Source organism: Streptomyces sp. Edi2 (assembly GCF_040253635.1).
Lineage (GTDB): Bacteria > Actinomycetota > Actinomycetes > Streptomycetales > Streptomycetaceae > Streptomyces.
Window position 1 is genome coordinate 2,950,431 of record NZ_JBEJGX010000003.1, and the last position, 26,565, is coordinate 2,976,995.

Annotated in this window: 18 protein-coding genes; 8 read left to right on the forward strand and 10 right to left on the reverse strand. The window is 72.5% G+C overall.

Annotated elements, in window-relative coordinates; genetic code table 11:
* Positions 1-277: 277 nt before the first annotated feature.
* From ABR737_RS16485 to ABR737_RS16495, 3 genes are all read left to right on the forward strand, one after another.
* Positions 278-1,687 carry an amino acid permease gene (locus ABR737_RS16485; RefSeq protein ID WP_350250923.1) on the forward strand — a complete coding sequence of 470 codons (1,410 nt, stop codon included), beginning with the start codon at positions 278-280 and terminating at the stop codon, positions 1,685-1,687.
* 295 nt (positions 1,688-1,982) lie between these two features.
* Positions 1,983-3,425: an amino acid permease gene (locus tag ABR737_RS16490; RefSeq protein ID WP_350250924.1), complete on the forward strand. Its 1,443-nt coding sequence runs from the start codon at positions 1,983-1,985 to the stop codon at positions 3,423-3,425.
* Between the two features lie 183 nt (positions 3,426-3,608).
* Entirely contained in the window at positions 3,609-4,250 is a 642-nt protein-coding gene (locus tag ABR737_RS16495; RefSeq protein WP_350250925.1) for a superoxide dismutase, read from the forward strand.
* Positions 4,251-4,362: 112 nt separating this feature from the next.
* On the opposite strand, the gene ABR737_RS16500 is transcribed toward ABR737_RS16495, so the two are convergent.
* On the reverse strand, positions 4,363-5,007 hold the full coding sequence (locus ABR737_RS16500; RefSeq protein WP_350250926.1) for a mycothiol-dependent nitroreductase Rv2466c family protein: 645 nt from the start codon (positions 5,005-5,007) through the stop codon (positions 4,363-4,365).
* 148 nt (positions 5,008-5,155) lie between these two features.
* Here ABR737_RS16500 and pepN (ABR737_RS16505) point away from each other — a divergent pair, with 148 nt between their 5' ends.
* A complete protein-coding gene (gene pepN / locus ABR737_RS16505; protein WP_350250927.1) occupies positions 5,156-7,759 on the forward strand; it encodes an aminopeptidase N in 2,604 nt (867 codons plus the stop codon).
* Between the two features lie 124 nt (positions 7,760-7,883).
* Entirely contained in the window at positions 7,884-8,906 is a 1,023-nt protein-coding gene (locus tag ABR737_RS16510) for a hypothetical protein (protein ID WP_350250928.1), read from the forward strand.
* A gap of 30 nt (positions 8,907-8,936) precedes the next feature.
* Here ABR737_RS16510 and ABR737_RS16515 read toward each other — a convergent pair whose 3' ends face one another.
* Positions 8,937-10,682 carry a TIGR03767 family metallophosphoesterase gene (locus ABR737_RS16515; protein ID WP_350250929.1) on the reverse strand — a complete coding sequence of 582 codons (1,746 nt, stop codon included), beginning with the start codon at positions 10,680-10,682 and terminating at the stop codon, positions 8,937-8,939.
* Between the two features lie 501 nt (positions 10,683-11,183).
* On the opposite strand from ABR737_RS16515, the gene ABR737_RS16520 reads away from it, so the two are divergent.
* Positions 11,184-12,215, forward strand: a complete 1,032-nt coding sequence (locus ABR737_RS16520) for an aspartate-semialdehyde dehydrogenase (protein ID WP_350250930.1) — start codon at positions 11,184-11,186, stop codon at positions 12,213-12,215.
* A 92-nt stretch (positions 12,216-12,307) separates the two neighbouring features.
* On the opposite strand, the gene ABR737_RS16525 is transcribed toward ABR737_RS16520, so the two are convergent.
* Complete coding sequence (locus ABR737_RS16525; RefSeq protein ID WP_350250931.1) at positions 12,308-12,868, reverse strand: DUF1203 domain-containing protein; 561 nt, start codon at positions 12,866-12,868, stop codon at positions 12,308-12,310.
* A 210-nt stretch (positions 12,869-13,078) separates the two neighbouring features.
* On the opposite strand from ABR737_RS16525, the gene pepN (ABR737_RS16530) reads away from it, so the two are divergent.
* A complete protein-coding gene (gene pepN / locus ABR737_RS16530; protein WP_350250932.1) occupies positions 13,079-15,676 on the forward strand; it encodes an aminopeptidase N in 2,598 nt (865 codons plus the stop codon).
* A gap of 106 nt (positions 15,677-15,782) precedes the next feature.
* Here the strand turns inward: pepN (ABR737_RS16530) and alc are convergent, their stop codons facing one another.
* The 6 genes from alc to ABR737_RS16560 all read right to left on the reverse strand — a co-directional run bounded on the left by alc (position 15,783) and on the right by ABR737_RS16560 (position 22,315).
* Positions 15,783-16,928 carry an allantoicase gene (gene alc / locus ABR737_RS16535; protein ID WP_350250933.1) on the reverse strand — a complete coding sequence of 382 codons (1,146 nt, stop codon included), beginning with the start codon at positions 16,926-16,928 and terminating at the stop codon, positions 15,783-15,785.
* Positions 16,929-17,019: 91 nt separating this feature from the next.
* On the reverse strand, positions 17,020-18,006 hold the full coding sequence (locus ABR737_RS16540) for a LysR family transcriptional regulator (protein WP_350250934.1): 987 nt from the start codon (positions 18,004-18,006) through the stop codon (positions 17,020-17,022).
* 66 nt (positions 18,007-18,072) lie between these two features.
* Positions 18,073-19,053 (reverse strand): acyl-ACP desaturase, encoded by a 981-nt coding sequence (locus ABR737_RS16545; RefSeq protein WP_350250935.1) that lies wholly within the window; start codon positions 19,051-19,053, stop codon positions 18,073-18,075.
* 357 nt (positions 19,054-19,410) lie between these two features.
* Positions 19,411-19,659 (reverse strand): hypothetical protein, encoded by a 249-nt coding sequence (locus ABR737_RS16550; protein ID WP_350250936.1) that lies wholly within the window; start codon positions 19,657-19,659, stop codon positions 19,411-19,413.
* Positions 19,660-19,768: 109 nt separating this feature from the next.
* On the reverse strand, positions 19,769-22,039 hold the full coding sequence (gene malQ / locus ABR737_RS16555) for a 4-alpha-glucanotransferase (RefSeq protein WP_350250937.1): 2,271 nt from the start codon (positions 22,037-22,039) through the stop codon (positions 19,769-19,771).
* Between the two features lie 6 nt (positions 22,040-22,045).
* On the reverse strand, positions 22,046-22,315 hold the full coding sequence (locus tag ABR737_RS16560; protein ID WP_311623753.1) for a hypothetical protein: 270 nt from the start codon (positions 22,313-22,315) through the stop codon (positions 22,046-22,048).
* Between the two features lie 468 nt (positions 22,316-22,783).
* Here ABR737_RS16560 and ABR737_RS16565 point away from each other — a divergent pair, with 468 nt between their 5' ends.
* Positions 22,784-25,765, forward strand: a complete 2,982-nt coding sequence (locus tag ABR737_RS16565) for a glycoside hydrolase family 84 protein (RefSeq protein ID WP_350250938.1) — start codon at positions 22,784-22,786, stop codon at positions 25,763-25,765.
* Between the two features lie 222 nt (positions 25,766-25,987).
* Here ABR737_RS16565 and ABR737_RS16570 read toward each other — a convergent pair whose 3' ends face one another.
* Positions 25,988-26,524, reverse strand: coding sequence for an HNH endonuclease (locus ABR737_RS16570; protein ID WP_006605595.1), 537 nt, complete (start codon positions 26,522-26,524; stop codon positions 25,988-25,990).
* Positions 26,525-26,565 lie beyond the last annotated feature (41 nt).

Below are 26,565 nucleotides of genomic sequence, written 5' to 3' on the forward strand. Positions count from 1 at the left end.
ACCGGAGATCATCGTGTGGCGGCGACAAAGCCGCGGCGGCCTGCTTGGAGAGTTCCGAACACGGGTCCGGACAACGCCGCCATGCCCGGCTCCGGCGGGCCGTGCGGCGTCATTGCAGGTCACGTGATGCTCATCACGGCCCGGACCGCCTCCGGACGCCGGTTTTGTGGTAGCGCGCGCCCTGCGGCGACACTGGGCGCGCCCCGCGGTGACCTGTGGAGTTCCCCCAACCCGCCGGCGGCCCCCGCCGCCCCGGCCCTTGCGAGAGTACGAGCCCATGCACGACGCACCGACCCACGCCGTCGAGTCCTCCCCGGGGACGGCTGCCGACGGGAAAGAGCCGCTGGCCGCGGGCCTCAAGCAGCGCCATCTGACGATGCTGGGCCTGGGCGGAGTGATCGGCGCGGGCCTGTTCGTGGGCTCCGGCGCGGGGATCGCGGTGGCCGGGCCCGGGATCGTGCTGTCGTATCTGATCGCGGGCGCGCTGGCCATGCTGGTCATGCGGATGCTCGGCGAGATGTCGGCGGCGATGCCGGCGTCCGGTGCGTTCTCGGTGCACGCCGAGCGGGCGCTCGGGCGCTGGGCCGGGTTCAGCGTCGGCTGGCTGTACTGGTTCCTGCTGGTCGTGGTGCTGGCCGTGGAGGCCACCGGTGCGGCGCAGATCGCGAACGGCTGGCTACCCGCGGTGCCGCAGTGGGGCTGGGTGCTGATCTTCATGATCGTCTTCACCGCCGCCAACCTGGCCGCGGTGAAGAACTTCGGCGAGTTCGAGTTCTGGTTCGCGACGCTGAAGGTCACCGCGATCGTGCTGTTCCTCGCGCTGAGCCTGCTGGCGGTCTTCGGGGTGCTGCCGGACACCGAGCCCGTCGGGCTGGCGAACCTCACCGGACACGGCGGGTTCCTGCCGCACGGCTGGTCCGGGGTGGTCTCCGGGGTCCTGGCCGTGGTGTTCGCCTTCGGCGGCCTGGAGGTCGTCACCATCGCCGCGGCCGAGTCGGACGATCCGGCGCGTGCGGTGGGCCGGGCGGTGCGCAGCGCGGTCTGGCGCATCCTGTTCTTCTACGTCGGCTCGATGCTGGTCATCGTGACCCTGCTGCCCTGGTCGTCGATGCAGCCGGGCAAGAGCCCCTACGTCGCGGTGCTGGACAGCATCGGGGTGCCGGGCGCCGGCCAGATCATGAACATCGTGGTGTTCGTGGCGCTGCTCTCCGCGCTGAACGCCAATCTCTACGGCTCGTCACGGATGGTCTTCTCGCTGGCCGAGCGGGGCGAGGCGCCGCGGGCGCTGCTGAAGGTGTCGGGCGGAGGGGTGCCGCGCCGTGCGGTGCTCGCCTCGGTGGCGTTCGGGTTCGTCTCCGTCCTGCTGAATCTGAAGTGGCCGGATTCGGTCTTCCTCTACATGCTCAATGCGGTCGGCGCGGTGCTGCTCTTCGTCTGGGGCCTGATCGCCGTCTCCCAGCTGCGGCTGCGTCCGCGGATCGCCCGCGAGGAGCCCGGGAAGCTGACCCTGCGGATGTGGGGCTTCCCGTATCTGACCTGGGCGGCGCTGGTGGCGATGGGCGCGGTGCTGATCCTGATGCTGACCGATGACACGGCCCGGCCGCAGCTGCTGTGGTCGGCCGGGGCGACCGGCCTGGTGCTGCTCGTCGCGGGCGTGCGCGCGCTTCGGGAGCGCCGCGCACGCTGATTCCCGCCAGGCGGACAGTCACCCCACGTCACAATCGAACACAGGCTGAACACACACCGTGCCGATGACGTCTGAATACCGAACATTCGCTGCACGACTGTTGCCCTGAGCGGACACCGGCGCTCAAACTGGGCCCGCTTTGCCGAGGACCCCGGAGTTCAGCCGTCGGCAGGCCCTGCGCGATCCGCCCGCACCGGCGGGGTCCAGGGGGCCCGGCAGCACCGTCGCACCGGTCGCGGCCCGGGGGAACGCAGTATCGCCTTGCTCCGCTCTCACCTACTGGGACAGGTACGACATGAATCGGACACCCTCGTCCGCCGCATCCGCGCGCGAGCACGGCGACGCGGTCCAGGGCGCCGGCCCCGACAGCTCCACCACGCTGTCCAACGGCCTCAAGCAGCGCCACCTCTCGATGATCGCCCTGGGCGGGGTGATCGGCGCGGGACTGTTCGTCGGCTCCCGCGCCGGCATCGCGGCGGCCGGTCCGTCGATCGTGCTGGCCTACGCCGTCTCCGGCGCCCTGGTCATGCTGATCATGCGGATGCTCGGCGAGATGGCCGCGGCGAATCCGGCCTCCGGCTCCTTCTCGGTGCACGCCGAGCGCTCCATAGGCTCCTGGGCCGGGTTCACGGTGGGCTGGATGTTCACCGCCCTGCTGTGTGTGGCGGTGGCGGCCGAGGCGCTGGGCGCCGCGGACGTGATGCACCAGTGGTTCCCGGGCACCCAGCCCTGGATCTGGGTCCTGCTGTTCATGGCGATCTTCACGGGAACGAACCTGACCGCGGTCTCCAACTTCGGTGAGTTCGAGTTCTGGTTCGCCGCCCTGAAGGTCGCGGCGATCGGCATCTTCCTGATCCTGGGCCTGCTGGCCATCTTCGGCATGCTCCCCGGCTCCGACGCCCCGGGTGCCTCGCACCTCACCGGTGACGGTGGCTTCCTCCCCAAGGGCGTCGACGGCCTGATGGTCGGTCTACTGGCCTCGGTGTTCGCCTACGGCGGGCTGGAGACGGTGACCATCGCGGCGGCCGAGTCCAAGGACCCGGTACGCGGAGTGGCCCGCGCCGTGCGCACCGCGATGTGGCGCATCGCCCTCTTCTACGTCGGCTCGATGGCCATCATCGTCACGGTCATCCCCTGGAGCGCCCCCTCCATCGCCAAGAGCGGCCCGTACGTGGCGGTCCTGGACTACCTCAAGATCCCCGCGGCCGGCCAGATCATGAACGTCGTCATCCTGATCGCGCTGCTCTCCGCGGTGAACGCCAACCTCTACGGCGCCTCGCGGATGGCCTACTCCCTCATCTCCCGCGGCCAGGGCCCGGCCTTCCTCGGCAAGGTGAGCGGCGGCGTTCCGCGCCGCTCCGTCCTGCTGTGCTCCGCCTTCGGCTTCCTCGCGGTCCTCTTCAGCTTCCTGTGGCCCACCACGGTCTTCCAGTGGCTGCTGAACATGGTCGGCGCGGCCGTCCTGGTGGTGTGGGGCTTCATCGCCGCCGCCCAGCTGCGGATGCGGCGGCAGCTGGAGCGCGAGGCGCCCGAGAAGCTCGTGGTGAAGATGTGGGCCTTCCCGGTCCTGACCTGGGTGGCGCTGGCGGGCATCGTCGTCGTGCTGCTGCTGATGGTGCGCGACGAAAACCAGCGGATCCAGCTGCTGTTCACCGGTGGCTTCGGGGCGGTGCTGGCCGTGATCGGACTCATCCGGCAGCGGTCGCTGGGCAACGGCGCAGGGCTGGCCAAGAAGTAGCAGCTCCGCAGCGCTCCCCACTTTCCACAGGCGGGGCGGGACCTCCTTCCGAGGTCCCGCCCCGCCTGCGTCTTCGGTACCAGGCCGGTGCCCGTACCCGGCCGGTGATCACTCCTGCTGGTAGCGTGCTCTTGCACATTGTTTGCAACTACTGCATATGAGCAGCTTGGAGGCGGGATCGGCATGGCGACCTACACACTTCCGGAACTCCCCTACGACTACGCGGCGCTGGCACCGGTTATCAGCCCCGAGATCATCGAGCTGCACCACGACAAGCACCACGCGGCGTATGTGAAGGGCGCGAACGACACCCTGGAACAGCTCGCCGAGGCCCGCGACAAGGACGCGTGGGGCGCCATCAACGGCCTGGAGAAGAACCTCGCGTTCCACCTCTCCGGCCACATCCTGCACAGCATCTACTGGCACAACATGACCGGTGACGGCGGCGGCGAGCCGCTGGCGAAGGACGGCGTGGGCGAGCTGGCCGACGCGATCGCCGAGTCCTTCGGCTCGTTCGCGCAGTTCAAGGCCCAGCTGACCAAGGCCTCGGCCACCACCCAGGGCTCCGGCTGGGGCGTGCTCGCCTACGAGCCGGTCTCCGGCCGGCTGATCGTCGAGCAGATCTACGACCACCAGGGCAACGTCGGGCAGGGCTCGGTCCCGATCCTGGTCTTCGACGCCTGGGAGCACGCCTTCTACCTGCAGTACAAGAACCAGAAGGTGGACTTCATCGAGGCCATGTGGCAGGTCGTGAACTGGCAGGACGTCGCCAAGCGGTACGCCACCGCCAAGGAGCGCGCGCACAGCCTGCTGCTGGCGCCGTGAGGCGCTGAGACGTCCCGCCTCGTGATCGTCTTCTCACCCTTCGCCTGGCGGGCGGAAGAACGGCGAGGCCCCACGAGGACGTGACTCGTGGGGCCTCGCCCGTGTCCGGCCCTCAGTCGAAGACGGGGCCCTGGGTCCGGGTCCGCTTGATCTCGTAGAAGCCGGGGATGGATGCGACCATCAGCGTCCCGTCCCACAGCTTGGCGGCCTCCTCGCCCTTGGGGGCCGGGGTGACGACGGGGCCGAAGAAGGCGATCTGCTCGCCGTCGTGGCCGGGGACGGCGATGACCGGAGTGCCGACCTCCTGGCCGACCAGGTCGATGCCTTCCTTGTGGGAGGCGCGCAGTTCGGCGTCGTAGGTGTCCTTGCCGGCGTACTCGATCAGGCCGGCGGGCAGGCCCGCGTCCTCGAGGGCGGCGGCGATGCTCTCCGGGTTCACCCCGAGGCCTTCGTTGTGGAAGCGGGTGCCGAGCGCGGTGTAGAGCCTGCCCACGGCCTCGTCGCCGTGCAGCTGCTGCGCGGCGATCACCACGCGGACCGGGCCCCAGGCCTTGCCGCCGGGGCGCATGTTCTCGGCGTACTCCTCAGGCAGCTGGTCGAGCTTGTCCTCATTCAGCACCGCCAGGCTCATCACATGCCAGCGCACCTCGACCGGGCGGACCTTTTCCACCTCCAGCATCCAGCGGGAGGTCATCCAGGCCCAGGGGCACAGCGGGTCGAACCAGAAGTCGGCGGGGGTCTTCGCGGTGTCGGACACGGGGTCTCCTTATGAGGGCTGTGCTGGATCGGTACGCGAGCTGGGCAGGGCCGGTTCACGGTGTTGCTCCGTGGAAGGTTCAACCGACGGCGGGCGTGCCATGATTCCCGTTGTTCGATATTCGAGACGAGGACGAGGGAGTCACGCCGTGCCAGGTGAGAATCTGTCCCGGGACGAGGCGCAGGAACGGGGCCGGCTGCTGAGCGTCGACTCCTACGACGTGGCGCTGGACGTCCGCTCAGCGGTCACCTCCGGTCCGGAAGGGGAGACCTTCCGCTCCCTGACGACGCTGCGCTTCCGCTGTGCCGAGCCCGGTGCCTCGGCCTTCGCCGACCTGCTGGCGCCGTCGGTCACCTCGGTCACGCTCAACGGCCGGGAGCTGGACCCCGCAGCGGTCTTCGACGGCACCCGGATCACGCTGGACGCGCTCGCCGCCGAGAACACCCTGGTCGTCGACGCCCGGTGCGCCTACAGCCGGACCGGTGAGGGCCTGCACCGCTTCGTGGACCCCGAGGACGGCGAGGTCTACCTCTACACCCAGTACGAGCCGGCCGATGCCCGCCGGGTTTTCGCCAATTTCGAACAGCCCGATCTGAAGGCCCCGTTCACCTTCGAGGTCACCGCCCCCGAGGGCTGGACCGTGCTCAGCAACGGTGCCCAGGAGGGCGAGGCCGAGGGAGGGCGGCACCGCTTCGCGACGACCGAGCCGATCTCGACGTACATCACGGCCGTGGTCGCCGGCCCGTACCACTACGTCTGTGACGTCTACCGGCGTACGTTCGAGGACGGCACGGAGCTGGAGGTGCCGCTGGGCGCGCTGTGCCGCAAGGGCCTGGCGAAGCACTTCGACGCGGACGACGTCTTCACCGTCACCAAGCAGGGCCTGGACTTCTTCCACGACCACTTCGACTTCCCCTACCCGTTCGGGAAGTACGACAGCGCCTTCGTCCCGGAGTACAACCTCGGGGCCATGGAGAACCCGGGCTGTGTCACCTTCCGCGAGGAGTTCATCTTCCGCGGGAAGGTGACCGAGGCGTCCTACGAGCACCGGGCCAACGTCATCCTGCACGAGATGGCGCACATGTGGTTCGGCGACCTGGTCACCATGCAGTGGTGGGACGACCTGTGGCTCAAGGAGTCCTACGCGGACTTCATGGGCGCCTTCGCGCTGGTGGGGGCGACGCGCTTCGCCGACGGCTGGATCACCTTCGCCAACCGCCGCAAGTCCTGGGCCTACCACGCCGACCAGCTGCCCTCCACCCACCCGGTCACCGCCGACATCCGTGACCTGGAGGACGCCAAGCTCAACTTCGACGGCATCACCTACGCCAAGGGCGCGGCCGTCCTCAAGCAACTGGTGGCGTACGTGGGCCAGGACGCCTTCCTGGAGGGCGCGCGGCGCTACTTCAAGCGGCACGCCTACGGCAACACCCGGCTCGGGGACCTGCTGGCGGCGCTGGAGGAGACCTCGGGCCGGGAACTGGCGTCCTGGTCGCGGGCCTGGCTGGAGACCGCGGGCGTCAACTCCCTCACCCCGCAGGTCACCTATGACGCGCAGGACCGGATCACCGAGCTGAGCATCCTCCAGGAGGCGGCGCCCTCGCACCCGCAGCTGCGGGTGCACCGGGTCGCGGTCGGCCTCTACCGGCGGCAGGACGGACTCGCGGAGGGCGGCGGCTCGGCGCTGGTGCGCTACGCCCGCGCCGAGGTGGACGTGGACGGGCCGCGGACCGCCGTACCCGAGCTGGCCGGCCTCGAACGCCCCGAACTGGTGCTGGTCAACGACGAGGACCTGACGTACGCCAAGGTCCGCTTCGACGAGGGGTCGCTGGCCACCCTGCGGGCCCGGCTCGGCGATCTGGCCGACCCGATGGCGCGGGCGGTGTGCTGGGCCGCGCTGTGGGGCCTGACCCGCGACGGGCTGGTGCCGGCCCGCGACTACCTCGACCTGGTACGGCGGTTCGCCGGCCGGGAGACCGGCATCGGCGTGCTGCAGTCGCTGCACGGACAGGCACGGACGGCGCTGGAGCAGTACTCCGCGCCGGAACACCGGGAGCAAGCCGCCCGGGAGCTCGCCGAGGCCGCGCTGCACGAGCTGCGGCTGGCCGAGCCCGGCAGCGGCCATCAGCTCGCCTGGGCCCGGCACTTCATCGCCCTCGCCGCCGCCCCCGCCGATCTCCAGCTGCTCCAGGGCCTGCTGGACGGCACCGCGAAGATCGACGGCCTGGACGTGGACCAGGAGCTGCGCTGGACGATCCTGGAGCCGCTGGCCGCGCACGGCGTCGCGGATGAGGGCGTGATCAGCGCCGAGCTGGCCCGCGACAACACCGCCTCCGGCAAGCGCCACCAGGTGCGCTGCCTGGCCGCCCGCCCCTCGGCCGAGGTCAAGGCCGAGGCATGGGAGGCGGCCGTGGAGTCCGATGCGCTCTCCAACGCCCTGGTGGAGGCGACGAACGCCGGGTTCGCCCAGTTCGGGCAGCGGGAGCTGCTGACTCCTTACCGGGCGCGCTACTTCGCGGCGATCGAGCGGGTGTGGCGGGAGCGCTCCATCGAGATCGCGATGGAGGTGGTGCGTGCGCTGTTCCCGGCCTGGCTGGTGGAGCAGGACACCCTGGACGCCGCGGACGGCTGGCTGGACGGGCACCCCCAGGCGGCGCCCGCGCTGCGCCGGCTGGTCCTGGAGAAGCGGGACGATCTGGCCCGGGCCCTGCGGGCACAGGCTTGTGACGAGGCGGCCGGGGCGAGGCCGTAACCCCCGGGGCGACCAGCCCCTTTCGGCAGTCGAACGCCCGTACTTTAGTACGGGGTTGTCCGGTTTGTGGCACGGGCGTGTAACAGCGGTTAGGAGGCGGAGCGGGGGCGGGAATCGAGGTGTCATGAACCACGACACCCCGCTCTCCCCCCTCCCCCTCCGTCACCTCTCCGAGGCGCAGTGCCGGGTGATGACCACCCGTCAGCTGCGTGAGCACGGCGTCCCGGCGGCGGAGACCACCGAACGCTGCCGCGCCGGCGGCCCCTGGCAACAACTGCTCCCCGGCATCTATCTGCTGCACGCGGGGCCGCCCACCAGCGAGGAACGGCTGCATGCGGCCCTGCTGTACGCCAGCCACCGGGGGCCGGCGGTACCCCGGCAGGGCGACGGGTCAGGGGACGCCCCCGAGGCGATGATCACGGGTCTGGCGGCGCTCGCCCTGCACGGCTTCACCGAGGCGCCCCCGCTGCTCGCCCTGGACCGCATCGAGGTCCTGGTGGCCCGCACCCGGCGGCTGCGCTCGACCGGTTTCGCCCGGATCGTACGGACGGTGGAGCTGCCCGTCGCCCAGGAGATCACCGGGGTGCCGGCCGCGCCGGTGCCGCGCGCGGTCGCGGACGCCGTCGCCACGCTCACCGACGCCACGACGGTGCGCCGGCTGCTGACCGAGGCGGTGCGCGGCGGCCACTGCGAGGCGACCACGGTGGTGCGGGAGCTGAGCCGGGCCCGGCTGCTGACCCGGCCGCACGTGGTGGACGCGGTGGACACCCTGCTGGCCGAGGGCCGGGCGCTGGCCGAGCAGCGGCTCTATGCGATGGTGCGCGCCCACGGCCTGCCCGACCCGCTGTGGAACGTCGAACTGCGGCTGCCGGGCGGGCCGCAGCTGGGCGGCGTGGACGCCTTCTGGCCGGAGCACGCGGTGGCCCTGGAGATCGACACCCGGGCGCCGCGCCCCGAGGAGGACCCGCTGCAGTCGCCGTTCTTCCACAAGCGCGAGCATCTGGAGCGGCTGGGCATCACCGTCGTCCGCTGCCTGCCGCGCACCCTGCGCACGGCTCCCGAACAGCAGGCCGCAGTGATCCGTACGGCGCTGATGGCGGCGGGCGACCGCGAGCCGAGCGCGTATGTGGTCGTGCTGCCGCGTTGAGGGGTGCCCCCGTCAGGGGCCCCCGCGCCGTCAGCTCCGCTTGAGCAGCAGCTCGACGTTGCGGTCCCGGGCCGTGCCCGCCAGGTCGCTGCGGGCCTCGGGGGCGTTGAAGGACAGCTCGCGGTAGAGGGCCGCCAGCCCGGTCTGCGAGAGGTCGCCGAAGTCCGTGCGGTGCGGGGCGGCCGACTCGACCAGGGTGGTGAACAGCGACAGCGTGCCGTCGTGGTTGTCCACCAGCTCGATGACCCGGGCCAGCTGCGGGAAGTCGATGTGCGAGGCGGTGGAGACCTCCCAGAAGCTGCCGTGCGCGGTGATGTCGTTCTTGTGGCTGTGGCCGTTGATCCAGCCGACGACACGGGGGTGGGCGGCCAGCACCTCCACCAGCTCGGCGCCGCTGTGCCGCTTCTCGTGCGGGCGGGCCGGGTCGGGCCGGGTGTTGTTCATCGTCTTGCTGGTGTGGTGGCTGAAGACCAGCACATGGGCCTTCTCCCCCTTCTCGTTCTCCTTCAGCGTCCGCTCCAGCCAGCGCAGCTGGGCGTCGCCGACCGAGCCGGTGTAGTGGCCGCCGGGGTCGGTGGTGTCCAGGCTGATCCCGAGGACGTCATCGGAGACCCGGAAGGTGTAGTAGAGGCGGTCCTCGTCGAGATGCGCGGAGGTGTAGCCGTGGCCGTGCGGACCGGGGCCGGTGTGCGCCGGGTCGAGGTGGGCGCGCAGATACTCGGCCCGGGTGAAGGGGGCGCGCCGCTCGTCGGGGGTGACCCTCCTGGCCTGCTTGGCGTGCGCCGTCAGCAGCCGCTTGAAGTCCGCCCCCTCGGGGTCGAGGCCATCCTTGACCGCCTTCCAGACCTTGGCGGCCTCGGCGGCGGGCAGCGTCTCCAGCTTGCGGCCGCCGGTGGCGATCTCGGCCCAGAAGGGGTCGCCGGGGGCGTAGCAGCCGCCGGGCAGCGAGTCGTGGTTACCGACCGTCGAGTACCAGGGCAGGTGCAGGCCCGGGCTGTGGACGGTGCGGATCGCGGCCGCCAGGAACCCGTCCAGCTGCGGGAAGCCCAGCTTCTTGTCGGCGTCGCGCAGGGCGCGCTCCGGCTGCCAGTACAGCGGCAGCCCGCTGTCCTGGACGCCTTCGTAGCGGCGCGGGTCGCCGGAGTTCGGGGTGATCCTGCCGCCGCTCATCGCGGTCAGGAACCACTCCAGCTCCAGCTTGGAGTTGTTGTCGGTGTTGTCGCCGGTGGTCATCACGAAGGACAGCGGGGCGCCGGTGGCGGGCCCGCCGGGCAGCGCATTGACCCGCTCGACCAGCGAGACGGCCCCGGCGACCGACAGCGCCTCCTGGGGCCGCCAGGCGCTGGCGGTCTCGGCGCGCAGGTACTCGTAGCGCAGCGGGCTCTGCACATCGACCAGGTGCAGATCGGTGAACTGCACGAACGACGCCAGCGCGGTGCGCCGCTTGTCGCGCCCGCCGTGCGCCGTGGCGAGGTCGGCGCGGACCACCCGGTCCCAGGCGGGGCCGTCACCGAGCCTGCGGTAGCCTCCGCTGCCGCGCGGGGCGGAGACCCCGGCGAGGGTGGTGCCCCGGGTGTACGGCGTACGGGGGACGGCGGGGGCGTCGACCGGGACCGGTGCGGCAGGGGCCGGGCCGGAGGCCACGGTGGCGGCCTGCGCCTGCCGGTCCGGGCCGACGCCGAAGGCGAGCCCGAGCCCGGTGGCGGCGCCGGCCGCTCCGGTGGCGGTGAGGAACGTACGGCGGTCGAAGGTGGCGGCGGACCGTATACGGGACATACGCAAGGCTCCCCGGGTGCGAACGCGAAGGCGGCCGGGCAGCACAACTGCCCTGTCACCTGGGATGGTTGGCATCGGGGATGACCTGCGCGTGAACGCCGTGGCAACGCGGAGAACCCATCACCGCACAGGGATCCGCCGGCCACCTTCCGGCCATGGAGCCCTGCCCGGCGGTGCGGCCGGCGGTCACCGGCTGTTCACTCCACGGGGTAACCGGACCCGTCCCGGGCCGCCCCCGCCCCCTCGGAACCCCTCCCGGACCGCTCGCCCCGGGGACCGCTCCCGGACCGCCCTCACCCCGGGGCCCGCACCGGGGGCCGCGCGGCGACCACCCCGTACGCACCGTGAGCACACCGGTGCACTACGCGCCGGTACGGCCTCCCGACCCGCCACGGAAGGGAACGGATTGGACAACGCGACGGGTATCACACACATGATGGAGGCACTACTGAGCAGGTGTTCCGAGCAGACACCCATGTCAGGCCAGAAAGAAGGAGTCCCATGAGGATCGGAATCGTCGGAGCCACCGGACAGGTCGGCGGCGTGGTGCGAGGCATCCTCGCCGAGCGGAACTTCCCGGTGGAGCAGCTGCGGCTGTTCGCTTCGGCCCGGTCCGCCGGACGGACACTGCCCTGGCAGGACACCGAGATCACGGTCGAGGACGCAGCCACCGCCGACTACTCGGCGCTGGACATCGTGATCTTCTCGGCCGGCGGCGCCACGTCCAAGGCGCTGGCGGAGAAGGTCGCCGACGCCGGCCCGGTCGTGATCGACAACTCCTCGGCCTGGCGCCGTGACCCCGAGGTCCCGCTGGTCGTCTCCGAGGTCAACCCGTCGGCGATCACCGACCGGCCCAAGGGCATCATCGCCAACCCGAACTGCACCACCATGGCCGCGATGCCGGTGCTGCGCCCGCTGCACGAGGAAGCCGGTCTGGTCTCCCTGGTCGTCGCCACCTACCAGGCGGTCTCCGGCAGTGGTCTGGCCGGCGTGGAGGAGCTGGACGGCCAGATCCGCAAGGCCGTCGAGCAGGACGCCACCAAGCTGACGCACGACGGCGCGTCCGTGGAGTTCCCCGAGCCGGACAAGTACGTCCGCCCGATCGCCTTCAATGTGCTGCCGATGGCCGGCGCGATCGTCGACGACGGTCTGAACGAGACCGACGAGGAGCAGAAGCTCCGCAACGAGAGCCGCAAGATCCTGGAGATCCCGGACCTGAAGGTGTCCGGCACCTGTGTCCGCGTCCCGGTCTTCACCGGCCACTCGCTGCAGATCAATGCCCGCTTCGCGCGTCCGATCAGCCCGGCCCGGGCCCAGGAGCTGCTGGCCGGCGCCCCCGGCGTCACCCTCTCGGACGTCCCCACCCCGCTCCAGGCCGCCGGCCAGGACGCGTCCTTCGTGGGCCGGATCCGTACGGACGAGACCGCCGAGAACGGTCTGGCGCTGTTCGTCTCCAACGACAACCTCCGCAAGGGCGCGGCGCTGAACGCCGTCCAGATCGCGGAGCTGGTCGCCGCGGAGCTGCGCGGCTGACGCCGTCCCCTCGAAGCACGGCGGGTGCCCCTGCGGAGTCTCCGTAGGGGCACCCGCCGTTTCTGTCGCCGGGCGACAGGATCACGACAGGCTCAGCTGACGCGCCGCACCTCGAACTGGAAGCAGCCGTACTCCACGGCCCGTACGTGCACCAGTGCCGTCTCCGGGTCCGCGAACGCCTCCCCGAGGGCGGCATCGAACGCTGCCTGCGTCTCCTCGGGGACCTCCAGCTGCCGGCCGCCGATGATCTGCCCCTGCGCGTTGTAGCGGCGCAGTACCCGCAGCGCGCCGGCCCTCATGGCCGGGTACCGGCCGGCCGCGACGTCCGGCCCGCCGCACGCCCCGGCGTGGATGAACACCGGTCCCTGCTCGTCGTACGCCCCGGGCTTCGCCCCGCTCCCGGCCGCCCAGCGGCGCAGCGGCGCATACGAGACCAGCGCCACCCGCTCCCCGGCCCGGGCGTCGCGCAGACAGCAGCGCAGCAGGGCCCCGATGCAGTCCTGGGGCACGCCGTCCTCGCGTGCGGTGAACGGCTCGGCGGGCCGCCCGGCGTCGTCGGTGACCCTCAGTTCCGCGAGCGCGGCCTCGGGGATGGCGTGAGCGGTGCAGTCGGTCGTGTGAGCGTCGGTCCGGTGCGCGGTGTGGGTTGTCATGCCTCAAGCGTCGGCGCCGCGGGCGCGCGGTGCTGGCGGGAATCGGACGCCGTGTTTCCGGCCACGGGTCCGGCCGCGGTGCGACGGGCGCCCTGCGACGCGCGCGGGCCGGGTGGTGACCGATCCCGAGCTGCCCACGATCAAGGGGCCCGTGCCGTGGAAGGATGACGGAAACGCCGCATACGAGGCCGCTTACGAGGAGATGACCTGGTGCCTGGCACGAATCTGACCCGCGACGAGGCGCAGCAGCGGGCGCGCCTGCTGACCGTGGACGCGTATGAGATCGATCTCGACCTCTCCGGCGCGCAGGAGGGGGGTACCCCCGGCGACGACGGGAACGGGGGTGGCACATACCGGTCGGTGACGACGGTGCACTTCGATGCGGCCGAGGCGGGCGCGGACTCCTTCATCGACCTGGTGGCCCCGGCCGTGCACGAGGTCGTGCTCAACGGCGAGGCGCTGGACCCGGAGGCGGTGTTCAAGGACTCGCGGATCGCTCTTGCGGGGCTGCGGGCCGGCCGCAACGAGCTGACGGTGGTGGCGGACTGCGCCTACACCAACACCGGTGAGGGGCTGCACCGTTTTGTCGACCCGGTGGACCAGCAGGCTTACCTGTACACGCAGTTCGAGGTTCCGGATGCGCGGCGGGTGTACGCCTCCTTCGAGCAGCCGGACCTGAAGGCGACCTTCCGGTTCACCGTGAAGGCCCCGGAGGGCTGGACGGTGATCTCCAATTCGCCGACGCCGGAGCCGAGCGACAACATCTGGCGCTTCGAGCCGACGCCGCGGATCTCCACCTACATCACGGCGCTGATCGCCGGTCCTTACCACAGCGTGCACAGCTCGTACGAGAAGGACGGGCGGACGGTGCCGCTGGGCATCTACTGCCGGCCGTCGCTGGCCGAGCACCTGGACGCGGAGGAGATCTTCGCGGTCACCCGGCAGGGCTTCGAGTGGTTCCAGGAGAAGTTCGACTACGCCTACCCGTTCGCGAAGTACGACCAGCTCTTCGTGCCGGAGTTCAACGCCGGCGCGATGGAGAACGCGGGCGCGGTGACCATCCGCGACCAGTACGTCTTCCGGTCGAAGGTGACGGACGCGGCGTACGAGGTGCGGGCGGAGACGATCCTGCACGAGCTGGCGCACATGTGGTTCGGCGACCTGGTCACCATGGAGTGGTGGAACGACCTGTGGCTGAACGAGTCGTTCGCCACCTACACCTCGATCGCCTGCCAGGCCTACGCCCCGGGCTCGAAGTGGCCGCACTCGTGGACGACGTTCGCCAACTCCATGAAGACCTGGGCCTACCGGCAGGACCAGCTGCCGTCCACCCACCCGATCATGGCCGAGATCAACGACCTCGACGACGTCCTGGTCAACTTCGACGGCATCACCTACGCCAAGGGCGCCAGCGTCCTCAAGCAGCTGGTCGCCTACGTCGGCATGGACGAGTTCTTCCAGGGCGTCCAGGCCTACTTCAAGGCCCATGCGTACGGGAACACCCGGCTGTCGGACCTGCTCGGCGCGCTGGAGGAGACCAGCGGGCGGGATCTGAAGACCTGGTCGAAGAAGTGGCTGGAGACGGCGGGGATCAACATCCTGCGGCCGGAGATCGAGGTGGACGCCGAGGGCGTCATCACCTCCTTCGCGGTCCGGCAGGAGGCCCCGGCGCTGCCGGCCGGCGCCAAGGGCGAGCCGGTCCTGCGGCCGCACCGGATCGCGATCGGCGCCTATGAGCTCCAGGGCGGCAAGCTGGTCCGCACCGAGCGGATCGAGCTGGACGTGGACGGCGAACTGACCGCAGTGCCCCAGCTGGTGGGCACAGCGCGGCCGGCCGTCATCCTGCTCAACGAGGACGATCTGTCGTACGCCAAGGTCCGGATGGACGAGGAGTCGCTGAAGACCGTCACCGAACACCTCGGCGACTTCACCGAGTCGCTGCCGCGCGCCCTGTCGTGGGCGTCGGCCTGGGACATGACGCGGGACGGCGAACTGGCCACCCGCGACTACCTGTCGCTGGTGCTGTCCGGCATCGGCAAGGAGTCGGACATCGGTGTCGTCCAGTCGCTGCACCGCCAGGTGAAGCTGGCGCTGGACCTGTACGCGGCTCCGGAGTGGCGCGAGAGCGGGCTTGCGACCTGGACGGCGGCGGCCCTGGAGCAGCTGCGGGCGGCCGAGCCGGGCAGCGACCACCAGCTGGCCTGGGCCCGTGCGTTCGCCGCTTCGGCCCGTACGGACGAGCAACTGGACCTGCTGCAGGGCCTGCTGGACGGCACCCAGGAGATCCCCGGGCTCGCCGTGGACACCGAGCTGCGCTGGACGCTGCTGCACCGGCTGGCCGCCACCGGCCGGGCGGACGAGAAGGCCGTCGCGGCGGAGCTGGACCGGGACAAGACCTCGGCGGGCGAGCGGTACGCCGCGACGTGCCGCGCGGCGCGTCCCACGGCGGAGGCGAAGGCCGAGGCCTGGGCCTCGGTGGTGGAGTCGGACCGGCTGCCCAACTCCACGCAGGAGTCCGTCATCGGCGGCTTCGTGCAGACCGACCAGCGGGAGCTGCTGGCGCCCTACACCGCGAAGTACTTCGACGCGGTGAAGGACATCTGGAACTCCCGCAGCCATGAGATGGCGCAGCAGATCGCGGTGGGCCTCTACCCGGCGCTGCACGTCTCGCAGGAGACGCTGGACGCCACCGACGCCTGGCTGGCGTCGGCCGAGCCGAGCGCGGCGCTGCGCCGGCTGATGACCGAGTCGCGGGCGGGGATCGAGCGGGCGCTGAAGGCGCAGGCCGCGGACGCGGCGGCGGGCTGACCGTCCCCGGCCCGGCGGACGGGCGCTGACGCGCCTTGGTCCGCCGGGCGCGCTCGTCCGCCGGGCCCCGCCCCCTCCCGCGGGGCCCGGCGCAAGCGGGTGCGGCTCAGCCGCCCAGCACGTCGAAGCGGCTGCCCAGGGCGGCGCGGCCCGCCGCGGTGAGCTCGCCGTGCAGCCGCAGCCGCGCCAGACCGCCATCGGGGAAGACGTCCAGCCGTACGTGGGTGGCCGTCACGGCCCGCGGCAGCCGGAAGCGGTGCGGGGTGTCGGGCTGGAGCCTGGTCTTCGGCAGGATCTCGAACCAGGAGGCCTCGTCGGCCGGGTCGCCGTCACACCCGGACAGGGCGGCCCAGCCCGCGGAGTTGCCCTTGAGGTAGGCGGTGTCGATCTCCACCGCACGGATCTCGCCCTGCGCGGCGAGGCGGAAGCGCACCCAGTCGTTCGTGCCCTTGACCCGGCGGCGGCGGTTCTCCCAGCCGTCGTCCATCTTGCGGGACAGATCGGGCCGGATGAGCTGGGCGGGCGAGGAGTAGAAGCGGTCGGACGCGTCCTCGACGGTGCCGCCGTGCAGCACCGAGGCCAGGTCGAGGGTGCCGAGCACATCGAGCCATTCCGGGTCCGGCACGACCTCGCCGTGGACCCTGAGGCGCGCGATCCCGCCGTCGGGGTGCTGCTTGAGGCGGAGGTGGGTGAAGCGGCGCTCCACAGTGACCTCGAAGCCGTTGGCGGCGTGGCCGCGGACGGGGGTGCGCGGAACCAGCTCCTCCCACTGCACCCCGTCGGCAAGCAGGTCCTCGGGCCCCGGGCTGCCGGGGAGCGCGGTGGCCTCGACGCTGATCTGCTGGGGGTAGTTGCCGCGGAAGTGGGCGGTGTCGACGACGACGCCACGGATCACGCCGGGGGCGGCGAGCCGGATCAGTGCCCAGTCGTGCGCGTCGTCGTCCGGGAAGGGGTGGTCGCCGTCGGTGCCACGGCGGCGGCGGGTCTCCCAGCCGTCCATGATCTTGCCCTTGTGGCCGAAGTGCTCGGGGTCGAAGACCGCCGGGGTGGGCTTCAGCAGGTTCTCGCGCTCGGCGAAGAACTCGTCGTTCGCGGCGATCACCCCGGCACCGAGGCGGCGGTCGGCGAGGTCGACGAGGGAGGTGAAGGGGAAGTCCCCGCCGCGGTAGTCGGCGTAGGGGTCTCCGCCGCCGTACGGGTTCGCGTCGTTGGCGTGCGGATCAGTGGAGTCGGCGGCCGGGTTGGCGGTCATCGTTGCCTTTCGACGGGTTCAGAAGTGCGGACCGCTCCACGGTCGCAGCGCGCCACCACTCAGGTCCATCGAAAGTTTTTGAGGAATACGTTCAGCCGATCTGAACGGTCGGGTCCTCCGGAGTCTGGGCGGCGGCCGCCTGCCGGAGTGCGGCCAGCACCCGGGCCAGGCCCGGCGCCCCCTCGGAGCCGCGGCGGACGGCGGCGACCACATGGCGGCGCGGCTGGTCGGCGTGCAGGACCCGCACCGCCACTCCCCCGCCGGCGAGCCGGCCGCGTACGCCGTGGTCCCCCGCACCGCGCCCGGCGGCGCCGAGGCCGCCCGCCAGCGCCATCCGGGGCACCAGCGCCACCCCCATCCCCGCCGCCACCATCGCCCAGATCGCGCTCCAGTCGGCGGCGGCATGCGCCTGCTCGGGCACGAAGCCGGCGCTCTCGCAGGCGGTCGTGGTGATCTGCGACCAGGGCCCGCTGCTGCCGAAGATCCAGGGCTCGTCCGCCAGGTCGGCCAGCCGCAGCCCCGGCTCGCCGGCCAGCGGATGGCCGGCCGGCAGCGCCACGTCCAGCGGGTCGGCGAGCAGCGAGACCCGGCTGAACTTGGGATCGCGCGGGGTGGGGGCGTGCGCGGCCAGCGACAGCGCCAGATCGACGCTGCCCCCGGCCAGCAGCTCGTAGGCGGCCTCCGCCTCCGCCTCCCGTACGACGACCGCGAGGCCCGGGTGGCTGCGGCGCAGCTCCAAGGCGGCCGGGACCACCAGGGCGGGGATGGCCGTGGAGAAGGCGCCGATCCGCACCTGGCCCGCCTCGCCCTGGAGGTAGCCGAGCAGGTCCGCGTCCGCGCGCTCCAGCTGGGCGAAGACCGCCTCGGCGTGCCGCAGCACCAGCTGCGCGGCGTCGGTCAGCCGGACCCGCCGGCCGTGCGCCTCCAGCAGCGTGACGCCGAGCGCCCTGGCCAGCCCGGTCAGCTGCTGGGAGACCGCCGAGGGCGTCATGTGCAGCGCCTCGGCGGTCGCGGTGACCGTGCCCAGCTCGTGGAGGGTGCGCAGGATACGCAGCTTCTTGAGGTCCCAGTCGGCCATGCGGGCAGCGTACGCATCCGCCGCCGCGGTCACCCGCCCGCAGGCGGCGGAGGGAGGCCGGCCGGGTCAGGCGCGGCGGTTGGCCTCGCGGCGGGCGAGGATGGCGGCCTGGCGCTCGTCGAACTTCCGCGCCTGGCCGTCCAGCCCGTCCATGAACAGGCCCAGCTCCTCCTGCGCGGCCAGTCCGGCCGGGCCCAGCCCGCCGATCTCCAGCACCTTCAGGTAGCGCAGCACCGGCTGCAGCACATCGTCGTGGTGGATCCGCATGTTGTAGATCCCGCCGATGGCCATCCGGGCGGCCGACCGCTCGAAGCCGGGCATGCCATGGCCGGGCATCCGGAAGCCGGTGACGACATCGCGCACCGCGCACATGGTCTGGTCGGGGGCCATCTCGAAGGCCGCGCCGAGGAGGTTGCGGTAGAAGACCATGTGGAGGTTCTCGTCGGTGGCGATCCGCGACAGCATCCGGTCGCAGACCGGGTCACCGGAGTGGTGGCCGGTGTTGCGGTGCGAGATCCGGGTGGCCAGCTCCTGGAAGGCGACGTACGCGACCGAGTGCAGCATGCTGTGCGCGTTGTCGGACTCGAAGCCCTCCGACATATGGGCCATGCGGAACCGCTCCAGCTCGTCCGGGTCGACGGCCCGGCTGGTGAGCAGGTAGTCGCGCATCACGATGCCGTGCCGGCCCTCCTCGGCGGTCCAGCGGTGCACCCAGGTGCCCCAGGCGCCGTCGCGGCCGAAGAGGGTGGCGATCTCGTGGTGGTAGCTGGGGAGGTTGTCCTCGGTGAGGAGGTTGACCACGAGGGCGATCCGGCCGATGTCGCTGACCTTGGACTGCTCGGGTTCCCAGGCGTCACCGTCCAGCGGCCCGGGGAAGTTGCGCCCGTCGCTCCACGGCACGTACTCGTGGGGCATCCAGTCCTTGGCGATCTTCAGATGGCGGTTGAGTTCCTTCTCGACGACCTCTTCGAGCGCGTAGAGCAGCTGAGCGTCGCTCCAGGCGGCCTGGCCGAGCTCTCCGTTATGGCGGGCGGGGGCGATGGTCACGGGGGAACTCCTGGGGACGATGACCTACGGGTCCGTAGGTTTGACCTACGGACCCGTAGGTTACGTCATCGTAGGTTAGATCCGGTTAAGCGCCTCCCCCGTTCAAACCGGCCGAAAACCGGCCGATAGCCGCCTCGCAACCCCTTTTCCACCTGCGCAAATAGCCGGGTACGACAAAGGGCGCCGCCCGGTTCTGTCACCGCTGGGCGCCCTGCACCACGACCGCTCCCGGGCCCGGTCCGAACCCCGTCCGGGCCCTGCCCGAGCCCTGTCCGGGCCCTGTGTCCGGGCATGACGAAGGGCGCCCCGCGGTCCTGTGACCGTGGGGCGCCCTCAAGGCGTCACTGGTGCCCGGCGTCAGCCCTTGGGCTGGGCCTGCTTGCGGGACTTTTCGCCGGCGACGACCAGCCCGGCGATGATCAGGAAGAGCACGATGGGTGCAGCGACATAGAGGCCGAGCGTCTGGATCACGCTCAGGCCCGGACCCGGGTCGTCACCGTCGTCGCGGGCGAGCGCAAACGCGGGGGACGACATCAGCAGCATCAGCGCGGTGCCGGCGGTGATGGTTCCGGCGCGCAGGACATTCTTCTTGACCTTGTGGCTCACGAAATCAACGTATCGGACGCCCCGGCGCCCCGCGCGCGCGGGGTGGCACAACCGGCGGCCCCGGCCGGGCCGGCTCCCGGGGCGTCCGGTCCGGGAGCGCCCGGCGGGACTACCGCCGGCCGTCGGACAACTCGCGCATCAGCGCATGCAGGCGGGGTGCGGCGGCCAGCTCCTCCAGGGTGCACGGACGGCCGTCGGGGCCGGCGACCGGAAGGCGCCAGTTCGGGTACTCCTGCCATGTCCCGGGGAGGTTCTGCGGGCGCCGGTCGCCCACCGCGTCGGGCAGCCAGACGCCCACCATGCGCGCCGGGGTCCGCAGCAGAAAACGGTGGACCGCCTTGACGGCCGCTTCCTCGTCGCCCGCCCCTTCGGGCAGCAGGCCGCGCCGCACCAACTCCCGCAGCCACTCGGTGCGTTCGTAACGGGCGCGGGAGCGCTCCCGCTCCGGCGGTCCGGTGAGCAGCCCGAGCCGTTCGCGCAGGGCGACGTCCTCGCCGGTCAGCCGGGCCGCGGTGGGCGGCAGATCGTGGGTGGTGACGGTGGCCAGACAGGCGCTGCGCCACTCCTCGGGCGCCAGGATGCGGGCCACGGGGGCGGGGGGCGGGGCGGGCTTCGGCGCGGGTTCCAGGGTGGCGCTCCCGGCGGGCTCCGGGGCGGCGCTCCCGGCGGACTGCGGGGCGGGCCCGGGCTCGCCCTCCCGCCCCCCGCTCACGCCTTCCCCGCTCACGCCTTCCCCGCACGCGCCCTCCCCGCTCACGTCCTCCCCGTTCGGGCCCTCCCCGTTCGCGCTCTCCCCGCCCCCGTAATCCCGCTCGAACCACAGCACCGACGTCCCCAGGACGCCCCGTTCGGCGAGCGCCGCGCGGACGCCGGGACCGACCGTGCCCAGGTCCTCGCCGATCACCGCGGCGCCGGCCCGGTGCGCCTCCAGGGCCAGCACCGAGAGCATCGCCTCACCGTCGTAGCGGACATAGGCGCCGTCCGTCGGCGGCCGGCCCTCGGGGACCCACCACAGCCGGAACAGCCCCATCACATGGTCGATGCGCAGCGCCCCGGCGTGCCGCAGCATGCCGCGCAGCAGCTCGCGGTAGGGGGCGAAGCCCGCGGCGGCCAGCGCGTCCGGGCGCCAGGGCGGCAGGCCCCAGTCCTGGCCGCGGGAGTTGAAGGCGTCCGGCGGCGCCCCGACGGACATCCCGGCGGCGAAGGCGTCCTGCTGCGCCCAGGTGTCGGCACCGGAGGGGTGGACACCGACGGCGAGGTCGTGCACCAGCCCGATGCCCATCCCGGCCTCCCGCGCGGTCCGTTGCGCGGCGGCCAGTTGCTGGTCGGTGAGCCAGACGAGCCGGCTGTGGAAGTCGATCCGGTCCAGTAACCGCGGCCGCAGCCGGGCGGTGCCCGGGGAGCGCGGATCACTCAGCCCGTCGGGCCAGCCGCGCCAGTGAGGGCCGTGCCGCTCGGCGATCGCGCACCAGGTGGCGTGGTCCTCCAGCGCCTCGCCCTGCTCGGCGAGGAAGTCGCAGTACGCGGCCCGCCGGCCCGGGGTGAGCGGGACCGCGCACATCAGCTCCAGGGCCTCGCGCTTGAGCGCCCACACCGCGTCCCGGTCGATCAGCGCGCCCCCTTCGAGCACCCCGGTCCGCAGCGCACGGGCCTGCGCGCTGAGCTCGTCGGCCCGTAAGCGGGCGGCACCGGTGAGCCGGGCGTACTCCGGGATGTCCTCGATCCGCAGATGGACCGGGTCGGGGAAGCGGCGCGAGGAGGGGCGGTAGGGCGAGGGGTCGGTGGGCGGGCCGGGGACGGCCGCATGCAGCGGGTTGAGCTGGAGGAAGCCGGTGCCCAGCGCGCGCCCCGACCAGGCGGCGAGGTCGGCGAGGTCCCCCAGGTCGCCCATGCCCCAGGACTGCCGGGACAGGAGAGAGTAGAGCTGCACCAGGAAGCCGTGACTGCGGCCCGGCGGAGCGGGCACCCGGTCGGGCGCGACGATCAGCCGGGCGCGGGCGCTGCGGCCGTCGGGGGCCCGGGCGTGCAGCACATGGACGCCCAGGGGCAGCCGGGCGAGGGCCGCCGGACCGGACGCCGCCGGGTCCTGTGCGGCCGCCCCGCTCTCGGTCTCGACCCGCAGGACGGTGCCTTCGGGGAGACGGGCGAGGTCGGGCGGCCGGCCGGGGCGGGCGACGACGGTACGGGGAAGCAGGGCGCGACGCGCGCCGTCCTCATACGCGGCCAGGGCGCTGCGGACGGCTTGCGGGGTCGAGGCATCGACCCCCAGTGCGGCGAGCACGGCGACGACGGTGTCGCCGGTGACCTGGACGCTCCTGCCCGGCGAGGGCTCGTAGGACGTGGCGATGCCGTGCAGCCGGGCGAGCCGCGCGCGGCCCATGGGTCCTCAGACCTCCATGGACTCCGTGCCGTGGCCGGCGGCCGTCGGCTCGCTGGTCAGCGGCAGCTCGGCGGAGATCGGGACCTCGCTGGTCAGCGGGGCGGCGTCGGCGAGCGGGGGCTCGCTGGTCAGGGGCGGCTCTACGAAGCTGAAGGATCCGGAGCCGTCCAGGCCGGAATCGGGGTCGGACACCCCGTCGAAAATGTCGGACTCCATCGTCGCACCTCCCGGTTTGGAGGACAGAGCGTCGAGGAGCAGCTGAGCGGATGCGGCCACGAGGGCCTCCCGTTCATCGGTAATGGGACACGTTGGCCCTACCCACTCGACACGTTCGCAGACGTACCTGCTCACGAAACGTGACTCACGTCACATTATGCCTTACGCAGGCGATTTCACTGTGCCGGGCCCCGGGGGGCGCAGAGAACGCCGGGGAACCGGGCTCCGGGACGGAAGTTCTGCGGGCCGGCGAGCCCCCGGATTCCGCCCGCGGCACCGGCCGGAACCCGTCCCCCGGCAGGCCCCTCCGGGCCCCGCCCTCGCCCGGTTGACACCCGAACCGCCACAATGGTGGGCTCACGGCCGGAGGTCTGTCCGAACGGGCATCGGCGGGGATAAACGGGGCGCCGGTGCAGACCGGCGAGTGATGGACGGGGATGAGGAGCAGCCGTGCGAGGCCGGGGCGTATGGAGCGTCGGAAGTATCGGTAGGAGCGGCAGGGGGAACGGCGCGGGCGCCCGTGCGCGGGTGGCCGGAACCACCGCACTGGCCGCCGCCGTCATCGGAGGTCTGCTGGGCGGGGTGCCCAGCGCCCAGGCGGCGCCCGCCGACCCCGCCGTCGGCGCCCCCGACCGGCCCGACCGGCCGACCGGCGCCGGGCACGCGCCCGCCGTCTGGCCGCGCCCGCAGTCGATGCAGGAGCTGGGCGCCGCTGTGCCGCTCGGCCGCGAGGCGGTGCTGGTGGCCGCTCCGGACGCCGACCCCTACGCCCTGGACGTGCTGCGCGGCCTGCTGCGGGACGCCGGGGTGCACACCGTCCGGCAGCAGGAGCCCGGCGACCGACTGCCCGCGGCCGGTCCGGTGATCCGGGTCGGCGGCAAGCAGGCCGCGGACGCGCTGCGGGCGCTGCGGGCACCGGCCCGCGGGGATCTGCCGGCCGGCGGCTACCGCCTGGCCGTGGGCCAGGTCGCGGGCCGGGACACCGTCGCCCTGGACGGCGTCGGCTCCGACGGCCTCTTCCACGCCGCGCAAACCCTGCGGCAGCTGGTCACCGACGGGGACGGCCGGCGGCAGCTGGCCTCGGTGGCCGTACGCGACTGGCCCGGCACGGCGGTGCGCGGCACCACCGAGGGCTTCTTCGGGCAGCCCTGGAGCCAGGCCCAGCGGCTCGCCCAGCTGGACTTCATGGGCCGCACCAAGCAGAACCGCTATCTGTACGCGCCGGGCGACGATCCGTACCGCCAGGCCCGGTGGCGCGACCCCTACCCGGCGGAGCAGCGCGCCGGCTTCCGGGCGCTGGCCGAGCGGGCCCGGGCCAATCACGTCACGCTGGGCTGGGCCGTCGCCCCCGGCCAGTCGATGTGCCTGTCGTCCGAGGAGGACAGGCGGGCGCTGCGGCGCAAGGTGGACGCCATGTGGGCGCTGGGCGTGCGCTCCTTCCAGCTGCAGTTCCAGGACGTCAGTTACAGCGAATGGCACTGCGACGCCGACGCGGACACCTTCGGCACCGGCCCCCGGGCCGCGGCGAAGGCACAGGCCACGGTCGCCAACGCGCTCGCCGCGCATCTGGCGCAGCGGCACCCGCAGGCCGGGGCGCTCTCCCTGATGCCGACCGAGTACTACCAGGACGGCTCGACGGCGTACCGCCGGGCGCTGTCCGACGCGCTCGGCGACCGGGTCGAGGTGGCCTGGACCGGTGTGGGCGTGGTCCCGCGGACCATCACCGGCGGCGAGCTGTCCGCCGCCCGCCAGGTGTTCGGCCACCCGCTGGTGACCATGGACAACTACCCGGTCAACGACTACGCCCAGGACCGGATCTTCCTCGGGCCCTACCGGGGCCGGGAGCCCGCCGTCGCCACCGGCTCCACGGCGCTGCTGGCCAACGCCATGCAGCAGCCGCTCGCCTCGCGCATCCCGCTGTTCACGGCCGCCGACTACGCGTGGAATCCGCGCGACTACCACCCGGACCGGTCGTGGAAAGCGGCCGTCGACGATCTTGCGGGCAGTGATGCACGGTCCCGTGCCGCGCTGCGTGCGCTGGCCGGCAACGCCTCCTCCTCGCTGCTGGACCGGACCGAGTCGGGGTATCTGCAGCCCCTGATCGACCGCTTCTGGAAGGCCCGCGAGGTGGCGGTCAACCACGGCCGGCCGGGCCGGGACCCGGATCTCGCCAAGGCCGCCAGGGCGCTGCGGGCTGCCTTCACCACCATGAGCACCGCGCCCCGGGACCTGCGCTCCGACCTGGCCGCGGAGGTCCGTCCGTGGGCCGAGCAGCTGGCCCGCTACGGCAGGGCCGGCGCCGAGGCCGTCGACACGCTCATGGCACAGGCCCATGACGACGGCGACGCCGCCTGGTCGGCCCAGCGCACGGTGCAGCGGCTGCGCAAGGAGTGCGCGCACAGCCCGGCGACGGTCGGCAAGGGGGTGCTGGCCCCGTTCCTGGAGCGCGCGATGACCGAGGCCGACGCCTGGACCGGCGCCCGCCGCACCGCCCCCGGGCCCGACGACGGCGCGGGCGAGGCCGAGGGCGAGGGCCGGACGTCCCTGACCGTCCCCTTCGAGCGGACCCGCCCGCTCGCCGCGGTGACCGCGCTGACCGACCCGGGCCCGTCCGCGGGCGCCGTCTCCATGGAGGCGCATGTCCCCGGCGAGGGCTGGCGCCGCCTCGGCCGGCTCTCCGCCACCGGCTGGACCGAGTCGAAAACACCCCGGCTGCGTGCCGACGCGGTACGGCTGACCTGGGCGAAGAGCGCGAAGGCCCCGTCCGTGCACGCCTTCACCCCCTGGTTCGACGACACCCCGGCGGCCGGGCTCGAACTGTCCCGCAAGGAGTCGGACGCCCAGACCGGCGGCAGCGCGACGGTGGATGCCCTGATCTACTCCCGCCGACCCGGCGATGTCCGCGGGAAGCTGGCGGTCAAGGCGCCCAAGGGCTTCACCGTGCACGCCCCCGAGAAGGTCACCGCACCCCGTGGCGGCACGGCCACGGTCCGCATCACCGTCGACATCCCCGAGAACGCCCGCTCGGGGACGTATGAGATCCCGGTGGAGTTCGGCGGCGCGGAGCGGACGCTGACGGTGCGCTCGTATCCGCGCACCGGCGGCAAGGACCTGGCGCGCGGCACCGTCGCCACCTCCTCCGGGGACGAGACCGCCGATTTCCCGGCCTCGGCGGCCACCGACGGCAACCCCGCAACCCGCTGGTCCTCCGCCCCGGAGGACGGCGCCTGGCTGCAGTTCGCGCTGGCCCACCCGACCCGCCTCGGCCGGCTCGTCCTGAACTGGCAGGACGCCTACGCCGCCCGCTACCGCATCCAGGTCTCACCGGACGGCCGCAGCTGGCGCACGGCGGCCACCGTCCGGGACGGCAAGGGCGGCCGCGAGTCCCTCCGGATGGACGCCGCGAACGCCCGGTTCGTCCGCATCCAGGGCGACAAGCGGGCCACCCGCTTCGGCTACTCGCTGTGGTCGGTGGAGGCGTATGCGGTCACGAAGCACGACACTCGGTGAACGGGGCCCGGCGAACGGGGCCCGGTGAACGGTGCGTGGTGACTGCTGAACGGTGAGGGTGCGGTGGGTGCGGCGGGCGGCCGTCGTGGACGCCGCGGGATCCTCGTCGCCGCGGCCGGCGGCCACGGGGCGAGAATCCGGCGGCGTCCGCCCCGGCCGGAAGCGGGCCGCACGACAGGTGCGGGACGTGCGACACCACCGTCGTAACGCAGAAATCCGGACCTACGCCGATACGGCGTCGATCCGGGCCAGGGCGTCATCCGCGCCGTACGGCTGCAAGTACGGCAGCCAGCGCGGGTCGCGATGGCCCGTGCCGATGATCCGCCACGCCAGCCCTGACGGCGGGGCGGGCTGGTGCCGCAGCCGCCAGCCGATCTCGGCGACATGGCGGTCGGCCTTGACGTGGTTGCAGCGCCGGCACGCGGCGACGACGTTTTCCCAGGTGTGCTGACCTCCGCGGCTGCGCGGGATGACGTGGTCGACGCTGGTTGCGACGCCACCGCAGTACATACAGCGCCCGCCGTCACGCGCGAACAGCGCCCGGCGGGTCAGGGGAACGGGGCCGCGAAAGGGCACCCGCACAAACCGCTTCAAGCGGACCACACTCGGAGCGGGTATGACATGGGTCGCACTGTGCATCAGGGCGCCGGACTCCTCGAGGCTGACAGCCTTCTCATTGAGGACGAGGATGAGCGCGCGGCGGAGCGGTACGACGCCGAGCGGCTCGTACGACGCATTGAGGACCAGGACATGCGGCACGGGTGCCTCCTTGTACGCCGGCGGCGCGTGGCTCGCGCCGG

Excerpts from the sequence above, each read along its gene's own strand:
- ABR737_RS16515 (WP_350250929.1), bottom strand. The coding sequence starts at position 10,682 with ATGTCCCGTATACGGTCCGCCGCCACCTTCGACCGCCGTACGTTCCTC.
- ABR737_RS16495 (WP_350250925.1), top strand. The coding sequence starts at position 3,609 with ATGGCGACCTACACACTTCCGGAACTCCCCTACGACTACGCGGCGCTG.
- ABR737_RS16485 (WP_350250923.1), top strand. The coding sequence starts at position 278 with ATGCACGACGCACCGACCCACGCCGTCGAGTCCTCCCCGGGGACGGCT.
- ABR737_RS16540 (WP_350250934.1), bottom strand. The coding sequence starts at position 18,006 with ATGGCCGACTGGGACCTCAAGAAGCTGCGTATCCTGCGCACCCTCCAC.
- malQ (WP_350250937.1), bottom strand. The coding sequence starts at position 22,039 with ATGGGCCGCGCGCGGCTCGCCCGGCTGCACGGCATCGCCACGTCCTAC.
- ABR737_RS16525 (WP_350250931.1), bottom strand. The coding sequence starts at position 12,868 with ATGACAACCCACACCGCGCACCGGACCGACGCTCACACGACCGACTGC.
- ABR737_RS16510 (WP_350250928.1), top strand. The coding sequence starts at position 7,884 with ATGAACCACGACACCCCGCTCTCCCCCCTCCCCCTCCGTCACCTCTCC.
- ABR737_RS16520 (WP_350250930.1), top strand. The coding sequence starts at position 11,184 with ATGAGGATCGGAATCGTCGGAGCCACCGGACAGGTCGGCGGCGTGGTG.
- ABR737_RS16490 (WP_350250924.1), top strand. The coding sequence starts at position 1,983 with ATGAATCGGACACCCTCGTCCGCCGCATCCGCGCGCGAGCACGGCGAC.
- alc (WP_350250933.1), bottom strand. The coding sequence starts at position 16,928 with ATGACCGCCAACCCGGCCGCCGACTCCACTGATCCGCACGCCAACGAC.